This window comes from Roseburia hominis A2-183 (assembly GCF_000225345.1).
Classification (GTDB): domain Bacteria; phylum Bacillota; class Clostridia; order Lachnospirales; family Lachnospiraceae; genus Roseburia; species Roseburia hominis.
The window spans coordinates 193,925-208,132 of sequence record NC_015977.1 but is presented as its reverse complement, the minus strand read 5'-3'; the positions used below and the strand labels follow the sequence as shown (position 1 = coordinate 208,132).

At 38.9% G+C, this 14,208-nt stretch carries 13 protein-coding genes; all 13 read right to left on the bottom strand.

Annotated elements, in window-relative coordinates:
• Positions 1-8 precede the first annotated feature (8 nt).
• The 13 genes from RHOM_RS00925 to RHOM_RS00865 all read right to left on the bottom strand — a co-directional run bounded on the left by RHOM_RS00925 (position 9) and on the right by RHOM_RS00865 (position 14,195).
• Positions 9-1,151, bottom strand: coding sequence for a glycosyltransferase (locus RHOM_RS00925; RefSeq protein WP_014078401.1), 1,143 nt, complete (start codon positions 1,149-1,151; stop codon positions 9-11).
• A 53-nt stretch (positions 1,152-1,204) separates the two neighbouring features.
• Positions 1,205-1,777, bottom strand: a complete 573-nt coding sequence (locus RHOM_RS00920) for a D-sedoheptulose-7-phosphate isomerase (protein WP_014078400.1) — start codon at positions 1,775-1,777, stop codon at positions 1,205-1,207.
• 116 nt (positions 1,778-1,893) lie between these two features.
• Complete coding sequence (locus tag RHOM_RS00915; RefSeq protein WP_014078399.1) at positions 1,894-3,411, bottom strand: amino acid adenylation domain-containing protein; 1,518 nt, start codon at positions 3,409-3,411, stop codon at positions 1,894-1,896.
• Positions 3,401-3,646, bottom strand: coding sequence for a phosphopantetheine-binding protein (locus RHOM_RS00910; protein WP_014078398.1), 246 nt, complete (start codon positions 3,644-3,646; stop codon positions 3,401-3,403). Before RHOM_RS00910 ends, RHOM_RS00915 begins: the two co-directional genes overlap by 11 nt.
• Positions 3,647-3,648: 2 nt before the next feature.
• On the bottom strand, positions 3,649-4,863 hold the full coding sequence (locus RHOM_RS17530) for a hypothetical protein (protein ID WP_014078397.1): 1,215 nt from the start codon (positions 4,861-4,863) through the stop codon (positions 3,649-3,651).
• Complete coding sequence (locus RHOM_RS00900) at positions 4,847-6,052, bottom strand: hypothetical protein (protein WP_014078396.1); 1,206 nt, start codon at positions 6,050-6,052, stop codon at positions 4,847-4,849. The genes RHOM_RS17530 and RHOM_RS00900 overlap by 17 nt, the downstream gene beginning before the upstream one ends.
• Positions 6,037-7,254 (bottom strand): glycosyl transferase GT2 family protein, encoded by a 1,218-nt coding sequence (locus RHOM_RS00895; protein ID WP_014078395.1) that lies wholly within the window; start codon positions 7,252-7,254, stop codon positions 6,037-6,039. Before RHOM_RS00895 ends, RHOM_RS00900 begins: the two co-directional genes overlap by 16 nt.
• A 45-nt stretch (positions 7,255-7,299) precedes the next feature.
• On the bottom strand, positions 7,300-9,129 hold the full coding sequence (locus RHOM_RS16435; RefSeq protein WP_014078394.1) for a glycosyltransferase: 1,830 nt from the start codon (positions 9,127-9,129) through the stop codon (positions 7,300-7,302).
• A 23-nt stretch (positions 9,130-9,152) separates the two neighbouring features.
• Positions 9,153-10,349: a glycosyltransferase family 2 protein gene (locus RHOM_RS00885; protein WP_014078393.1), complete on the bottom strand. Its 1,197-nt coding sequence runs from the start codon at positions 10,347-10,349 to the stop codon at positions 9,153-9,155.
• Between the two features lie 39 nt (positions 10,350-10,388).
• The gene (locus RHOM_RS00880) at positions 10,389-11,399 is read right to left on the bottom strand and encodes a radical SAM/SPASM domain-containing protein (RefSeq protein ID WP_014078392.1); all 1,011 of its coding nucleotides are present in this window, start codon (positions 11,397-11,399) and stop codon (positions 10,389-10,391) included.
• Between the two features lie 7 nt (positions 11,400-11,406).
• Positions 11,407-12,345, bottom strand: coding sequence for a glycosyltransferase family 2 protein (locus tag RHOM_RS00875; RefSeq protein WP_044024752.1), 939 nt, complete (start codon positions 12,343-12,345; stop codon positions 11,407-11,409).
• A gap of 9 nt (positions 12,346-12,354) precedes the next feature.
• Positions 12,355-13,185, bottom strand: a complete 831-nt coding sequence (locus RHOM_RS00870; RefSeq protein ID WP_014078390.1) for a TylF/MycF/NovP-related O-methyltransferase — start codon at positions 13,183-13,185, stop codon at positions 12,355-12,357.
• Positions 13,186-13,193: 8 nt separating this feature from the next.
• Entirely contained in the window at positions 13,194-14,195 is a 1,002-nt protein-coding gene (locus RHOM_RS00865) for a GHMP family kinase ATP-binding protein (protein ID WP_044024572.1), read from the bottom strand.
• Between the last annotated feature and the right edge of the window lie 13 nt (positions 14,196-14,208).

The window sequence follows — 14,208 nt, the reverse complement described above, 5'->3', positions numbered from 1 at the left end:
TTTTTCTTCTACCTCCGCCCCAGCTCGCGTATCCGCTCCTCTGCCGGCGCATAGCCGCCGCACTTCCGGTAATAGGCAAGCGCCTCTTCCTTTTTCCCGAGGCACTCGTAGATGACGCCGATGTTATAGTCTGCCCGATAGGAATTCACTCCCTGTGCCCGGCACTCTGCATGCCCGGCCGCTTTCTCAAATTCGCGCACCGCCTCTGTGAACCGTGCGTTTTTCATGTAAATCAATCCCATCAGGAACTGAAAATCCGCACTTTTTCCAAATTCGTCATAGATATTCTCAAAAAACAGTGCCGTCTGCTCCTGCCCGCTGTTGATTAACGCATATCCGTACGTCTCCACCATGTCAATCACGTATTCCAGTGCAGGATTTAGGTCAAACGAAAGCCCCTGCGCGAACCAGCCGCACGCCGCGCCGTATTCTCCCATCATGTAATAGCTCTTGCCAAGCTGATACAGAAGATACGGAATCTGCCCGCTCCAACGAGCATTCGCATCTGTTCCGGCTGTCTCTGCCTTTGCGACGCCGTCTTTTGCCCCGGCATTTCCATCCCAGCCCAGCTGCTTTAATTCCTGCTCCAGCAGGCGGATGTTGCGCTCCGCCTTTTCCTTTTTCTGCTGCTCTGGCAGATCGTATCCGGTGTGCAAGATCACAACCGGCGTCTCATACGTCCGATAACCGCTCTCTGCGCCACGCAGTGGCGTCACCTGCTCATGGATCCTGCCCTCGTAGTGAAAATATTCTTTTGCGAATATGCGGTTGATCCACTCCCGGTTCTCCTGCTCCTCCCCGTTTCTGTGAAACACATTCCGCCTGCGGATCCGGCCGACCGCCCCCGGATGCGCGACAATCTGTTTTTCCAGCGCGGACAGATCCAGCTGCTCTACAAACTCGTCGCTGTCCAAAACCAGTACATAGGAATGTGAAGCCTTTTCTATCGCAAAATTCTTTGCCGCCGAAAAATCGTCGCACCACGGGAAATCATACAGCCTGTCCGTGTAACGCGCCGCAATCTGTTTCGTGCGGTCCGTCGATCCGGTATCCACCACAATCGTCTCCAGACCGTACGGAGCAAGCGCCTTTAAGCATCGGTCGATATTCTGTTCTTCGTTTTTTGTAATGATACAGATGGATAGGTTCATGTGGGATTCCTTTCATTTTCCGGATCGTATTCCACCATACACAATCATACACGTTACTTTTTATTTTCATGTAGCATGTCCACAATCTGCTGAAGCATCATATTGTGAATGGATTCTACCATCCCATATTGTCTGACCGGTACATGCACATTAAAATTTCCCATCGCCCTCGCTTTATTATCCGCATCAAACCCAGTAAAGGTAATCACATATGCCCCATGTTCTTTTGCCGTTTTAATTGCTCTTATTATGTTTTCGGAATTCCCGGAGCTGCTGATGCACACCAACAGATCCCCCTCCTCGATCAGCGATTCCAGTTGCTTGGAAAATACATGTTCATAGCCATAGTCATTTCCAAGGCAGGTAAGAACCGCATTATCGTACAAGCTATATGTTCTCATGTCTCCGTTTTTCATAAAGTCCGCCGTCATATGGCTTGCAATCGCAGCGCTTCCTCCATTGCCGATAAAAAAGACCCGACCTTTGCCCGCTCTGACCTTCTCAAACTGTCTCGTAAGCAGCTCCATGCTTTCGGTGTAGCTTGTATTATCCAGACCGTTCTCTCCGGAAAATCTTATATTGTCAAGCAATTCTACGATTTGTTTTAAATAACTGTCACGTATCATCTGTAACCTCCGTATAACCTTTCAAGCGCCACATTTCTCCGCAAATTGTCCATCGGTCTATTATTCACGATTACTTCGTATCAGGAAATACTTGAGTCAATTCGGGTTTTATAGTTTTATAGTTGTATCTTGCCCGCCAGCAGCAATCTATCAATCTTTCCATTTGCGTTTAGAGGCATCTCTTGCAGTAAAATAATTTTCCCAGGTAACATATATCTTGGTATATGTTCCTTTAAGTATGTATATATCTGCTTCTCTGTTTGTTCCAAATCTCCAACGCAAAACAATACAATCTTATCAGCCTCTTTTTGATATATTGCACAGCACTGCTTGATTCCATCTAATCCATAAGTAGCGGTTTCGATTTCTCCCAGTTCAATTCTATAGCCCAAATGTTTTATCTGAAAATCAGTTCTTCCAACATATTCAAGTTCCCCAAATTCATTATACTTTACAATATCACCTGTTCTATAAATTTTATCTTCATATAATGAATTAAGTGGATTTTGTGTAAATACCTGAAGGGTTTTTTCCTTGTTATCATAATATCCGTTTGCCAAGCAAGTGCCCCGTATACACAATTCGCCTTCTTCTCCCTGCTGAACCCTTGTATTATTTTCATTCAGTACAATTATGTCCGTATTTTCGCAAGGCTTTCCGATTGGTAGTGGTTCGTTATCTGCAAACGGCCTATTTACAACAAAATAGGTACATGCATATGCTGCCTCCGTTGGTCCATACAAATTAACAAACTCGGTCTTGGTGTAATACTTTCTCCAAATATTCAGATGCCTATTGGGCATTATTTCCCCGCAAAACATCACTAACCGCAAGTCATCAATCTTCTTTTTTTCAAAATAATTTCGATTTGTTAATGTCATCAGCGCTGACGGCACCCAGATTAATGTATTAATTTTATACTGATTGATATAATCAACCAACTTATTCGGAACCAGAAACAGCATTTCCGGAATAATATATAATGTAACTCCCATACATAGCGGTGTATATATATCCGGCATCGACGCATCAAAATAGAAAGGTGCCTGGTTTCCCAAAACTGTATTCTTATCAAAAGGCAAATACGCGCATTGCCATTCTATGTAATCAACGATCGCCCTATGGCTCACGACAACACCTTTCGGTGTTCCGGTTGACCCTGACGTAAATAAAACATATGCAGGATCTGTATCCACCACTCTTCCTCTGTAATTTTCAAGCACCTGCTGTTCCTCAATAGCCGGATCATCCTGTAAATAAATGACTTCTCCCTCATATCCAGCCTCGCGCAAGCGGCTTTCATACTCGTTTTCTACAATAGCCACTTCTGCCTGTAGCAAGCGAACAATTTTCTCCAACCGCGGAACCGGCATTTTTACATCAAGCGGAACATAATAATTTCCGCTGTAGAGCACTCCCATAAATGCTATATACTCTGCTATTCCTTTATTGCCGAATATAATGATGGGTCTGTTATTTATGTTATTATTTTTCCGCCTAATACTTACTGCTACTCTTTGTGAGCGATCATACAGCTCCTCAAAACTCAAACTTTTTTCTCCGTCTGAGATTGCCACTTTTTTTCCACTATCAATCTTTCTTTGATCCAAGTACTGTGTTACATTAGTTATCATATTGCGTACCCTCAATTTGCTTTTTTACGAACTTTGTAATGCTTAAAATATCTTGAAAATCTTCTAACTGTAAACTTTCCAGTGGAATTTGTATTTGATACTTATCCTCTAATTCAGATATCAGCAATAATATCTCCATGGAATCTAAAATTTCTTCCTCCAACAGCTTCGTATCTGTTTCTATTTCCATATATGGATTTATTTCCTGTAATATATGCAATATTTCCTGTTCCATCGTTACATTACCTCCTCAATTTTTCGGCACAATATTTCCGCAACTTTCTTTCTCCCTGCATCATTAGCTGTTTCATCAGGCGTGTCTGGCTGAGCGAATTCATTCTGTTTTAAACTATAGCTCATTTCCAAAAGCTCCAGATCATTTTCTCTTACTATACTATCAATTTTATTTACATTCTTAGCATAACGTTTATTAAAATCCGCTCCGAAAATTCTTTCCCCAAGTTCGTAATTCACCGGCGGTACAAATGGAATTACTTTTATATTATTTTCCCTTGCCAGTTGAATTATTTTTTTCAAATACTGTATCCCCTCTGTTTCCACATCCAATTCATAAAGGTAATTAACCCTAAAGTATACTTTGGATTTCGCATCGGAAGGAACATCTCTTTTTCCAAATTTATTAGTAGTAAAAAATTCTGCCTGAAGATTCTTTTTGCGTTCATGCACAATTTCGAGATATTCTTCATACTCTTTGCTGTCTACATGAGCCTTTTCGTATACCATTCTTAACAATTCTTCATGCTGTGATCTTGGCAATAAATGCTGTTTACCTGTTAGCGTATCCAGATTTATCATAATCACTAATATCTTAGGAATCATCCCCATGGCAATCTGCGTATGCAGCAAATTATAATGCGATCGTAATCCCATTCCATGCATAGCCAAAACTTTTGCCCGGCGCTCTCCCAGTTCGTCTTTTAACATTTCTGCCAGGTTCCGCATATCCGTATCTTCCAAAGAGATTTTCGAAAATTCACAATCTCCCATAATCAACACATCTCTTGTATAAGGACGAATAAATTCTTCTACATATTTTTCATATAAATTTGATCTAACTGTAAAAAAATCTTCTTCCTTTTTATAACCATCTTCTTCAAGAAATTCTTCTATTTCTTTACTATTTTCTGCGGATATTAATATTTTTACCTTTCCTGTCTGGATTTTCTCTCTCATTGTATCCGGAGAAACAATCGGAAATTCATTGATGTATCCTCCCCATTTCTCCTTGTTACTATCTACAAAAAAAATTTTTGTATAGTTTGTTCGTTTAAAAAACAACGAAAATTCAGTTCCTCGAATTCCTGCTCCCCAAATAGCAATCTCATTACTTTCCAACATTGTTTTATGTGCTGTCATCCATTCACAAAAAGCTACATATTCTTCCTTGCTGCTCGAAGTTACCGGCCACGCAAAATTAATTTTCTGCTCCATCTTCCATCTCCTCATTTCTGTCAATATAAGCAAGGATTTTATCTCTTCCGCTCTGACAAACCGCATCGTTAATCGTTACCATCGAAACAAAATCTCCCTCCTCCAGCAAATCACCCATATCCCAAAATTGGCATTTATAGTCATCTGCAAGCTTCTTAAGCACCCTTCTGTTTTTTTCATAAATTTCCACAAATTCTTCATGATATAATTTCTTTGCCAGTTGATAGTTGATAGGTGTATTGATAACATATCCTGCAATGTCATATTTTCTAAGCACTTGCAATATTCTTTTGAAATATAACATTTCCTCTGTCTCCAAAGATAATGGTCGAAGAATCTGAATCTTCATATACTCTTTTTGAATCGTCTCATTGTCAACGTTTTTACCGTCAAATGTTCTTTGTGGAGAATACTGCATTTCAATTTTATAATTTCTTGCTCTTTCCTCTGCCTGCTGTATGTACTGTTGAAAATACTCATCCCGGATTTGTCCTGTTTCAGCGATCATCTTCAACAAATCCGGATGTTGTGTTCTCGACAACATATGATGAAATTCCGTTAATGTTTCAAAATTGACGAAAATCCATACCTTTTGGGGCACATATCCAAGCATAATCTGCAACCGTATCATATGATAAAAGCCCTGCATTCCCATGCAATTCATTGCCAAAACTTTCATATTTTCTTTTTTATATGTTCTCCACAGGCAGTCCTTTATACTTTCCGGATTTTCTTCATCAATGATTGTTTCATTTAAAAAAGTTTCACCTATAACCAATCGGTCATAACCATATTGCCGAAAAAATTCTTCTGTATAGCTTTTTTCAATATTGGATTTTATAACTGCAAATGAATCCTCTTTTAATCCCCAACTATATAATTGCTTACAAATTTCTTCGGGATATTCTACCGGTATAAGAATAAAAGTATTTTGTAATTGATTCCTTACCTCGTTCGGATTTAAGATGGAATGCCCATTAATATGATTTCCCCATTTTCGTTCATCATTGTCGATATACAGGAAATCTATTAACCCCTTTTTTTCAAGTATCATACCCAGCAAAGTGCCGCGAACACTCGCGCCCCATACTAGCAGCTTTTTATTTTCTAAAAACGATTTATTTTCTATTACAAATTGATCAAATGCCTTCAATATCTCTTTTTGTGCAGTTTTTAATGGCCACTCCATTCGCTTTGACATCCTTTTTTCATCCGTTCCACAATTTTTTCTGCGATTAGCTTTCTTCCATGTTCCAGAATTCCCTCATTCGTGGATCTAAGACAGATAAAGTCCCCCTGAGGCAGCAAATAACTTAAATCTAATATACTTCCTTTGCCATTTATGATATGCCTCTGTAACACCGTTATAATTTCCCCGTAACGAGTCCGAAATTCATCACCAAAATACTCTTCTCCCCGCTCATAATTTATCGGCATAATCACAAATGTTATCTTTATACCTACATTTCTACAGAAATCTAAGATATGATGCAGATATTCCATACTCTCTGTATTTTCCGATATATGATACAAAAAATTGAGCTTCATATGGACTCGTCTCTGATTCTCAACTTCCTTTTCCGATAAATGTTTATAACGATTCGGAGATGACAAATCTAAGATACTTGTCCCTTTTTCTCTTTCTTCAATAACTTGAAGAAAGTCCTGCATCTCTTTATCATCCGTTTTTTTACTTTTTTTATACAACTCTTTCATTACTCTGCCATGCTGGTTTTTGGGATACAAAAAATATCGATTTCCCATTATGTCAACATTCAGCAGCACATAAACCTCTTGTAAATATTTCATTCTGTTTTTGCATAGTCTCAGAATGTTATAATAGCTTCTCATATATAAGCCATTTAATGCAAGTACTTTTGTATCCCCGGTTTTTCTCAATATTTCGCCTATCGATACCTTATATTTCTCTTGCACAGAGACTGTAGACACTGTGCAATCTCCTAAAATCAAGACATGCGCATCATCATTTTTTTCAAATGAATCCAGCAATTTCCTTTCTGAGCAGTTTGTCAGATTAACCCAGTCTATCCCCATCTCAAATCCCATTTCTTCAAGCTGGGTCGCACATTCTTCATAGTTTTCCATTGCAAGATAAACAAAATAGTTATCTCCATTTTGTAACAGCATAGGGTTATTTATCGTTGTACCGACTAGTCGGACACCCCATTTTTGCGAATCGTTGTCACAAAAAATAAAATTATTTATTCCCAACTGTTGCAACGTATACGCAAATTGCATTCCCATAATTCCCGCGCCAAATATTACAATTTGCTTATCCTGTCTCAGTATGCTTGTTGCATCTACAATCTCGCAGAAATTATTAAAGCTTTCTTCTGCTATACATTCTATTACAATGTCTTCTTTTCCCATGACATAACCTGCTCTTTCTATGATACTGTTGCTTATAGGTTATCTCTAATTTAACATTTCCTGCTTTGACAAAACATAAAGAATCGAGTTTCTATCAAAACCGCACTTTTTATACAGATCGGCTCCAAACCATTTTCCCCCTAATTCATTCACTTGAAATCCAACCGCTTCTAATCTTTTCATAAAATCATCTCGTGCGTATAACCTGCAATGATCTCCCTGCCCGAATCTGTGCCAGTTTTCTTCTTCTGAACATCCCCATTGTTCATCTGTATTTTCTAAGCCAACAATAAGCGGCACAAGAACGATGCATAATCCTTCTGCCTTTAAAATACGATATAATTCTTTCATTGCAGATATGTCATCTTTAACATGCTCAAGTACATGGGCACAGATAACCAGATCATAATAGTTACTATCTACCATGTCCATCTTTTGTATATCTGCTTTAAAAGTCACATTATCCATATATAAATCTGTTGACTCATAGATCACATCCTCTCTTGCCCGCAAGTATCTTTCTATGACAGAATCCGGCGCAATCTGCAATACCTTTATTTTTTGATTGTTTTCGCTTTTAATATACGACAAAAATTCAATAATCAGTCTTGCCCTATCTGTCGAACCGCATACAGGACAGAAATAGCGCTCTCGGTTTTCCAGTTGAAACTCGCGATTCCAATAAGGGAAGCCATATTTCATTCTATTTTCCCTGTAATAATCAGATATTGGATCAAATATTACTCTATTTTTACATACCGAGCAAACATAAATCTGTCCTCTTAATTTATTTTCTATTTTATCTGCCAATTTTTGATATTGATGATTGTACTCACATAACTCCTGTTCATCACATATATCTAATCCAATTTGCTTTGAAAAAGTTTTTATTCCCTCTATAATTTCTTCTGCCTGCTGTTCCTCTATATCCTTCTTTAAATTTTCACATAATTGTATTATTAGTTGTACTCCCTCATATTTTCGGTTATGAGAATACAGCAACTTTTGCTCACTAAAACAAATTTGATATATTTGTTTCCACTCCGCCTCACATTCGTAGAAATTTCTATGGTCTAATACATACTCTTGTAATATTTCCAAGCACCCATAGCGTTCCGCTTCTGCTCTCATTATTTCAAACTGGGGAATTACCTTATTCAAGCGCTTATAATCCTCCCAAAACTCTTCCAATATATAAATTTCCGCTAAAATCTTATTCTTTCCATTTTGATTTACGCTGTCCTTTGTTAGAATCTGTCTTACAAGCGGCATTTCAACAAAACCAACTTCATTGTCCTTTGCATATCTTAAGGCAAATTCATAATCTTCCAATGCTCGCAAATTTTCATTAAAGCCGTTCATTTTGTTTATTATGTCGCTTCTTACAAGCATTGTCTGTGTACTAATCAATGCATACGTTAGCATAAAATCAAAAATCTTACCGGAAGTGTATTTTTCTGGCAATTTTTTTTCTGGAATTAGCGAAAGCAGCCTTCCCTTTGCATCAAACTGAACCATAGCACAATATACAAGTCCAACGTTGTCAGTTCCAGCCATTTTATCAATCTGCATTTGTAATTTTTCTTTTTCCCATATATCGTCGCTGTCTTGAAATGCAATATAGGTTCCATTGGCTTCTTTTATACCAACATTTCTTGCGCCTGCAGCTCCATGATTTTTTTCCAGATATATGTACCGGATCCGATCGTCTTTTATTTTTTTTATCTCTGCCTCCGTATTATCTGTTGACGCATCATCTATAATAATTACTTCTATATTTGAATAGGTCTGATCTAAAACACTTTTTACAGCATATGTTACTTTATCTCTTCTATTGTAAGTTGGTATGATAACACTTATCAACTCTTCTCTCATGCTACGTTCTCTCTCCCACATTTCTAATGCATTCTCTGTTGAAGCTCCCGAATGTAATCCACATTATTTCCTGTTGTAATTTCTTCCATATATCTTTTTGCGTTATCAAATTCTCCCATAATAATATAGGACATCAATATTTGATTTTCCCTCATCCATTCATAAGTTTCATTTGAAATGCTGTCAAATATGTCAGGTTCCAGCAGCATTAAAACATTTTTCAAATATTTGCTATTGCCTGCATTCATATAACACCATGCAATATCCCCCATTAAAATTGTGCGTACCTTAGAATTATATGCCTCTTTCCGAAGAAGTTGTAAATCTTTATTAGCGCAAACCTCGCTTATCGTTTTTATTTTTTGGTCTGTATCCCAATCTGCTCTAATAATGTTTTTAAATAACTGTTCTATATTCTGCCAGAATAGCAGATCAACCATTATTACATTTTGTTCCGTATACGCATTTACCTTATGTAAAAAATGATGCTCTGTTTCTCTTAAAGCCAGACAGCTAAATACTCTATTGGTTCCTATTGTCCGGGTAGCATAACTGTTATTATGAATTCTATAATGATACATTCTCTCATTCACAAAAGCCAGTTTCTTACACTCGCCTAAATAACACAAAGCAAATGCCACATCTCCTCCGAAATTATCTCCTTTTTTCAGTTTTTCCCCTATTTCTTTCATATCAGGCAAAATACTGCAAAAAATTTCCCTGCGAAACATCTTACCCCAATAAGTTCCCATATAAGAACGCATTTCTATGAATTGTTTTTCTATATCACTTTTAGAATAAACCCCATCCAGTTCTCCATATTCATGCGGAGTTTCCCTTCCTGTTTCCTCCTCATAATTTACTGCGCCACAAATAGATATATCCACATCAGGATCTTCAAGTGGCGCGATCAATTTTTCAAGATACTCTGGTTCAATCCAATCATCACTATCAATTTTTACAATATACCGTCCGTCTGCTTTTTCCGCAATATAATAATTTGTAAACCCATCCTGATTTACATCAAAATAGTCTGGTTTAATTCGTTCATCAAGTGCTGCATATTTACGTATTATTTCTCTCGTTTTATCTGTCGAACCATTCTCAACTAAAATCCATTCAAAATCTTGAAATGTCTGTGATAAAACACTCTTAATACATTGTTCTATGTAATTCTCAACATTATACGCCTGTGTATAAACCGTAACACATTTTGACATTCTACATTCTCCCAACCCTAATTTTATAGCCGACTCCTCTTACCCTTGAGTCCTATTGATTCTTTCTAATATTTCTTCTGCATATGCATCTATACTATCTTCCGGAGTCATTACCGTATTCTGTGGAATATAACAATTTTTACACGCCTCCATTTTAAATCTTCCTGATTCAAGCATATCCTTCATAAACGCCTTTTTCTGCGCCCCATTCCATGCCTCATATATCGTCGTTTCCTTCACATTTCCAAGTTTAAATGGCGGTCTGATATGACTGCACGGGTATATCGTTCCATCCGGCAGCACATTAATTGTATAAAAGACCAACGGACAGCATTGCTGGACTTTAAACGTATCTCCGTATTTATTTTTTTCTACTTCTCCAGTCTTCATATCCGAATCCGTCCATAAAGGCACCACCGATTCCACAAAAACACGATCCGCAATAGGCGAAAACATCTCATAAAACCTGTCTCTCTCATCTCCCACAGCTTCATCTACAATTTTAATATGTATCTGTGTATCTCTTTTCTTCTGGTAAAAGTATTTCAAATGATAATAAAACCGTTCAAAATCGATTTTAACTCCACACTCTTTATAATATGCATCCCCGTCCAGACCCTGCAGGGAAATGACTACCCTGTCAATTCCTGCTTCACACAATTCCTCTATATACTGTTTATCCAAAAGTAATCCATTGGTATGTATCTCCGTTCTCCCGGTAAGACCGGCATTTTTAATATAACTGACCATTTGTGGCAGTTTCCTGTTACACAAAGGCTCTCCATTATGTGACAAGGCAATTCTTTTAATCTGGCTTGGAAATTCTTTTAACTGCTCAACAACTATTTGGAACGTTTCCCAATCCATCAGACGATTTTTCCGATAATCTTCCGCCCCAATGCTTGTATCATAACGAAAGCAATATTTGCAACGAAGATTACAGGAATCACTTATATCGATCAATACCGTATAGGGCGTATCAAGCGGTAATACTTTTCCCAGTACATTTCTATCCTGACTATATGATTTTATAATATTACTATAACTCATTTCCAGTCTATCCTTCCTGCAGAACGTATTTGTTCATCCATTCCTTCTCAAAATTCTGAATATATGGTAACGCCAGGAATTCCTCCTGCTTTAGCCGCAGTTCTCTGACCAATTCTATGAATATGCCCTGGCAGTCCTTTAGATCATAGGTTTTTATTTTGTCGCACATACTGATCATATAAGACCACTCGCTGTATTGCACCAGCCCCGTCAATTCCGGCAGTTTAGCACTGATATACTCTGTCCTCTCACAAAACGCCGCCAGATATTCCCGCATTTGTTCTGCCTTCCACAAACCTGCATTTTGTGTAAAAGAACTGTTATTGCTCTCATGCCGGGTGAAACAGTATTTGGGCAGTCCATACGCTGCCACCTTATTCGCATTTGCCATATATTTGTAACAGATCCAGATATCCTCGTATTTGCAGTCTTCCTTGAACGGTATCTGTTCAAACAATTCTCTCCGGATCAGTTTGGTTGGCAGCCCTGCATTATTGCGCTTGCGCTTTAAAAGTTCTGTCACAGCATCCGCCGCGCTCCAGATACAGTATTCATCCCACATGCTATGTGGCAGAATCTTTCCATTTACATCCTTTTTTGCACCGCATATTGCTATATCTGCATGATTTTCCTGTACAAGCCGGTCTAAAAATTCCAGCATGTCCGGTGCAGCAACATCATCATCATCCACAAATGCAATGTATTCTCCTGTTGCATTCGCAATTCCGATATTTCTCCCATGCCCAATGCTGCTTTTTTCAATGTGAAGCACCTTAATCCTTGAATCTCTTAACGCATATTCATCTGCAATCGTTCCGCTTTGATCGCTTGACCCGTTGTCGACAATCACAAATTCAAACTGTCTGTATGTCTGCGCCAAAATTGCCTCGATGGATCGCGCTATATACTTTTCCCTGTTATACGTCAACATGATGACTGATATCATATTTTCCACCTAAAATCCTATCAACATTACACTCAAACCGTCTCCGACCGGGATTCTACGCAGTTGGGGATGCTCGCTTACATACTCATCGATTGCCTGCGCAACACCGCTATAACTTTTCGTATAATAATCATGGGAAATTAGAAGTCCGCCTTTTTCCATGCGTTTCCCAAACCACTCCAATCCCGCTTTCGTCGGTTTATACATATCAACATCCAGCCTTACAAACGCAAATGTTTCCTCTATTCCTTCCGCAGTTTCCGGAAAATAGCCTTTCTTTATAATACACTGATTTGGATATTTCATTTTTTCTAATACACGCTCTACGGATGTATCCTGATAATCCCCTGCTTTCGCCTCTGAAAATCCCGCTTTCTTTTCCGTCTCCACGTCCCGTTCATCAAATCCGCTGAATGTATCAAACAAATAAAGCTTTCTATCCGCAAATGCCTGATTGATGATTTTGGCTGTATCTCCTTGAAATACCCCCACCTCTGCACAGGCTCCTGATGTATCCCTTAATTCTCTCGCATATTGAAAAAAGGAAAGTTCTCTATTATTATTCACATCGGATGAATACTTCTTTATCTTTTCCTGAGCAACACCGTAGTTTTCCAGCTGCCGACATATGGAATCATACCCAGGCACAGAAGCTATTACGATATAATCGTAAGCCATATTCACAATCTGCTCTGCCGAAACAACAGGTACACCGCCGATATCCGTTTCCTGTATTGCCTCATTATTATCTGCATAAGCAACCACATCGCAAAACTCCCTATAAAATGCGTAAGCGCGTTTTCCCGTCGGACCCGCACCAAAAATAATAATTTTCTTCATCGTGTGTCCTATTCTCCCCGATTTTTTTCTGTAAAAATAATGCGCGATCCCTCAGTCTCAAAACCAAACTGGGTCTCCTTGTATTCACTCATTGCTGATCTTACTCTTTCCTGTTCTTGCGGCGGAACAAAAAGCAACATAAAACCGCCTCCACCTGCTCCGAGAATTTTTCCTCCCACAGCGCCTGCGTTCTTCGCCTTTGTATACATCTCATTGATAAGTGGATTTGAGATACCACTGGACATCTGCTTTTTCAAATTCCATGCATCATCCAGCATCTTGCCTATTTGAGCGACATCCCCTTCTGCCAATGCCTGTTCCGCCGACAGAACCATCTCTACCATTGCATCAAGCACTTTCTCCTTGTCATAGATATGAGCTTTCTGCTCCGCCAGAATATTGGATGATACTCTGGTGAGTCCTGTAAAGTACAACATAAAATTGTTCTTTAACTGATCCAGCGTGTCCTGTCTGCATACGACCATCTCATTCGTAACGCTTCCGTCTCTGTGAAACTTATATTTACGAAATCCTCCGTAGGCAACCGCATACTGATCCTGCACGCCGATCGGATTGCTCAGACGTTCAATCTCTATCTCACATGCTTCCCGCGCAAGCACTTCCGGCGAAACATGCTCTCCCTTATAAGCATGCAGCGCATTTAACACTCCTACCGCAAGCGCACTGGAAGAAGCCAGTCCGATACCTGCCGAGCTTAACGGAATATCCGCCGAATACACAATATCGATCCCCTTCTCTATCCCGAGCATTTTTAATGCTTCCCGGATAATATTGTGTTTGATCTGATCCACCGAATCAACAAATTCATTGACGGTATAGCACACTCTGATCTTATCATCAAATCTCTTGCACACCATAATGTATACATACATGTCCAACGCAGTGCTTATTACCGTTCCATATCCGTAACGGCTGTTTTTATAGTAATCAGCAAAATCCGTTCCCCCACCAAAAAAAGACATTCTAAGGGGCGTTTTCGATATTATCATCTGTTATTCTCCT

Excerpts from the sequence above, each read along its gene's own strand:
- RHOM_RS00875 (WP_044024752.1), bottom strand. The coding sequence starts at position 12,345 with ATGATATCAGTCATCATGTTGACGTATAACAGGGAAAAGTATATAGCG.
- RHOM_RS00920 (WP_014078400.1), bottom strand. The coding sequence starts at position 1,777 with ATGATACGTGACAGTTATTTAAAACAAATCGTAGAATTGCTTGACAAT.
- RHOM_RS00895 (WP_014078395.1), bottom strand. The coding sequence starts at position 7,254 with ATGGGAAAAGAAGACATTGTAATAGAATGTATAGCAGAAGAAAGCTTT.
- RHOM_RS00900 (WP_014078396.1), bottom strand. The coding sequence starts at position 6,052 with ATGGAGTGGCCATTAAAAACTGCACAAAAAGAGATATTGAAGGCATTT.
- RHOM_RS00915 (WP_014078399.1), bottom strand. The coding sequence starts at position 3,411 with ATGATAACTAATGTAACACAGTACTTGGATCAAAGAAAGATTGATAGT.
- RHOM_RS00910 (WP_014078398.1), bottom strand. The coding sequence starts at position 3,646 with ATGGAACAGGAAATATTGCATATATTACAGGAAATAAATCCATATATG.
- RHOM_RS00865 (WP_044024572.1), bottom strand. The coding sequence starts at position 14,195 with ATGATAATATCGAAAACGCCCCTTAGAATGTCTTTTTTTGGTGGGGGA.
- RHOM_RS17530 (WP_014078397.1), bottom strand. The coding sequence starts at position 4,863 with ATGGAGCAGAAAATTAATTTTGCGTGGCCGGTAACTTCGAGCAGCAAG.
- RHOM_RS00885 (WP_014078393.1), bottom strand. The coding sequence starts at position 10,349 with ATGTCAAAATGTGTTACGGTTTATACACAGGCGTATAATGTTGAGAAT.
- RHOM_RS00880 (WP_014078392.1), bottom strand. The coding sequence starts at position 11,399 with ATGAGTTATAGTAATATTATAAAATCATATAGTCAGGATAGAAATGTA.
- RHOM_RS00925 (WP_014078401.1), bottom strand. The coding sequence starts at position 1,151 with ATGAACCTATCCATCTGTATCATTACAAAAAACGAAGAACAGAATATC.
- RHOM_RS00870 (WP_014078390.1), bottom strand. The coding sequence starts at position 13,185 with ATGAAGAAAATTATTATTTTTGGTGCGGGTCCGACGGGAAAACGCGCT.
- RHOM_RS16435 (WP_014078394.1), bottom strand. The coding sequence starts at position 9,129 with ATGAGAGAAGAGTTGATAAGTGTTATCATACCAACTTACAATAGAAGA.